This is a genomic window from Streptomyces alkaliphilus (assembly GCF_014141535.1).
Lineage (GTDB): Bacteria > Actinomycetota > Actinomycetes > Streptomycetales > Streptomycetaceae > Streptomyces > Streptomyces alkaliphilus.
On sequence record NZ_VKHT01000720.1, the window covers coordinates 1 to 2,737 of the forward strand.

General features: G+C 71.4%; 3 protein-coding genes. All 3 read left to right on the top strand.

The features are described 5' to 3' along the window. Positions 1–275: 275 nt before the first annotated feature. The 3 genes from FNQ90_RS18920 (at position 276) to FNQ90_RS18930 (ending at position 2,732) form a co-directional block, all read left to right on the top strand. Positions 276–479, top strand: coding sequence for a cold-shock protein (locus FNQ90_RS18920; protein ID WP_143618807.1), 204 nt, complete (start codon positions 276–278; stop codon positions 477–479). Positions 480–751: 272 nt separating this feature from the next. After that, positions 752–2,320 carry a DEAD/DEAH box helicase gene (locus tag FNQ90_RS18925; RefSeq protein ID WP_182607463.1) on the top strand — a complete coding sequence of 523 codons (1,569 nt, stop codon included), beginning with the start codon at positions 752–754 and terminating at the stop codon, positions 2,318–2,320. Positions 2,321–2,408: 88 nt separating this feature from the next. Then, positions 2,409–2,732 carry an SCO5918 family protein gene (locus tag FNQ90_RS18930; protein WP_182607464.1) on the top strand — a complete coding sequence of 108 codons (324 nt, stop codon included), beginning with the start codon at positions 2,409–2,411 and terminating at the stop codon, positions 2,730–2,732. Positions 2,733–2,737 lie beyond the last annotated feature (5 nt).

The window sequence follows — 2,737 nt, forward strand, 5'->3', positions numbered from 1 at the left end:
GGGCGGTGCGGTGTCGCGGGGCGGGAACAACGCTGTGGCCGGGGCCCGGGCATATCTGTGCCGGCGAAGTGAGAAATGGGTTCGGCGTGCGGTGAATATTCCCCGGTCGCGGGAGTGCCGGCGAATATTTCGTCGCGGGCGGCGGGGTGCGTCGTGCTAGTGTCGTTCCCAGTTGCAGTAGTGGTTGCCTGAAGGTTTTTCCGACGGGGTGATCATCACGGCGACCGGAGTTCACGAGGTGTGGACTCCGAGCACCGTCCTGAAGGAGATTCATTATGGCTTCCGGTACCGTGAAGTGGTTCAACTCGGAAAAGGGCTTCGGCTTCATCGAGCAGGACGGCGGCGGCCCCGACGTCTTCGCCCACTACTCGAACATTTCGGCCCAGGGCTTCCGTGAGCTGCTCGAGGGCCAGAAGGTGACCTTCGAGATCGCGCAGGGCCAGAAGGGCCCGACCGCCGAGAACATCGTTCCGGCCTGACGCGTTCGACGCTCACGCATACATCGCGGCCGGGGCCCGCACCTTGGGGTGCGGGCCCCGGCTCGCTGTTTTCCGGATGTCGGAGATGCGACGGGGAATTCCGTCTCTCATTCGATGCCCGCGATTCCCGTGAAGTTCATGCGAACGCATCGACCTCACGCGACGTCGGGGCCCGCTCCGGCTCCATCATCCCGGCTCGTTCCTGCGATTCTCTGCGCCACTCGTGTGCTGCGGGAATTCCTTGGTACGCGCCGCATCAAGGAAGGTTCCGCATGAACCGCACACGTACGTACGACCGTTCCGGCCGTGGCTTCGCCGGGGGATCGGCGTCGGGGGGCTCCGGCGCGGGCCGGGGCGCCGCCCGTTTCGGGGGCGACGCCTCCCGCCGCTCCAGCCCCGCGCGTCGCTCCCGGGGTTCCGCCCCCCGGCAGGCGCCCCGGGGCGAGTTCGCCCTTCCGAAGACCATCACCCCGGCTCTGCCGCCGGTGGAGGCCTTCGCCGATCTCGACATGCCGGCCTCCCTGGTGGCGGCCCTCGCCCGGGAGGGCGTGACCGTGCCGTTCCCCATCCAGGCGGCGACACTCCCGAACTCCCTCGCGGGTCGGGACGTGTTGGGCCGGGGCCGCACGGGTTCGGGCAAGACCCTCGCGTTCGGCCTGGCGCTGCTGACCCGCACGGCCGGCCGGCGCGCCGAGCCCCGTCGTCCGCTGAGCCTGGTCCTGGTGCCCACGCGTGAGTTGGCCCAGCAGGTCACCGACGCGCTCTCTCCCTACGCCCGTGCCCTGCACCTGCGGTCGGCGACCGTTGTCGGTGGGATGTCGATCGGCCGGCAGGCGAACGCGCTGCGCTCGGGCGCCGAGGTGGTCGTCGCCACGCCGGGTCGGCTGAAGGACCTCATCGACCGGGGCGACTGCCGGTTGGACGATGTCGCCATCACCGTCCTGGACGAGGCCGACCAGATGACGGACATGGGCTTCATGCCGCAGGTCACCGCGCTGCTGGACCAGGTGCGTCCGGACGGGCAGCGGATGCTCTTCTCGGCGACGCTCGACCGCAACGTCGACCTGCTGGTGCGTCGCTACCTGTCCGACCCGGTGGTGCACTCCGTCGATCCCTCGGCGGGCGCGGTCACCACGATGGAGCACCACCTGCTCCACGTCGAGGAGGACGACAAGCGTCAAACCACCACCGAGATCGCGGCGCGGGACGGCCGGGTGATCATGTTCCTGGACACCAAGCGCGCGGTGGACCGGTTGACCAAGCACCTGCTGAGCAACGGCGTCCGGGCCGCCGCCCTGCACGGCGGCAGGACCCAGCCGCAGCGCACCCGGACCCTCGACGGGTTCAAGAACGGGCACGTGACGGTGCTGGTGGCGACGAACGTCGCGGCGCGCGGCATCCACGTGGATGACCTCGACCTGGTCGTGAACGTCGACCCGCCGGGGGACCACAAGGACTACCTGCACCGGGGCGGTCGCACCGCCCGGGCCGGTGAGTCCGGGAGCGTCGTCACCCTGGTGACGCCGCCCCAGCGTCGGGAGATGACCCGCCTGATGGTGACGGCGGGCATCACGCCGCAGGTCACCCGGGTGCGTTCGGGCGAGGCGGAGCTGAGCCGGATCACGGGGGCCCGGGAGCCCTCCGGGACGCCGGTCGTCATCGCCGCCCCGGCGGCGGAGCGTCCCCGGGGGGCCGGGGCCGGGAACTCCTCGTCCCGTGGCCGTCGGGGCCGTTCCGGCACGGGCCGTTCCGGCGCCGGTCGTTCCGGTGGAGCGGCGGGTCACGGTGCGGCCGGGCGCGGTGGGGCGGGGCGTCGTTCCGCCGCCGGCCGGGCGGGTTGAGAGCCGTCGCGGCCGTGGCCGGGGCCGTCGCCCCTCCGCGAAGCCATCACGTTCCGATCGTCGTCCCCTCCCACCCCTGTGAGGCATCATGCGTTGTGTCATCGCCCGGTACCCGTTCGACCTGAGCCGCAACGGCGTGCTGGCCTCCATGAAGGGCATCACGCCCGAGCCGGTCACCGGCTCGTCCGTGACCATCGGCCGTCACCGCTATCCCGCCAAGCAGGTGGGGCGGGTTCTCACGGGGCAGGACCCCCGTGACTTCTCGGCCGGTGAGGTCACCCGGGCCATGGCCCGGCTGGGCTTCACCTGCCACGAGGACCCGGCCGCCGTGGCCGCGGCCACTCCCGCCCCCACCCCGCTCCAGGCCGCGTCGCAGTTGTTCGGCACCGCGGCCATCCGGGAAGACGGGTAGCGGAC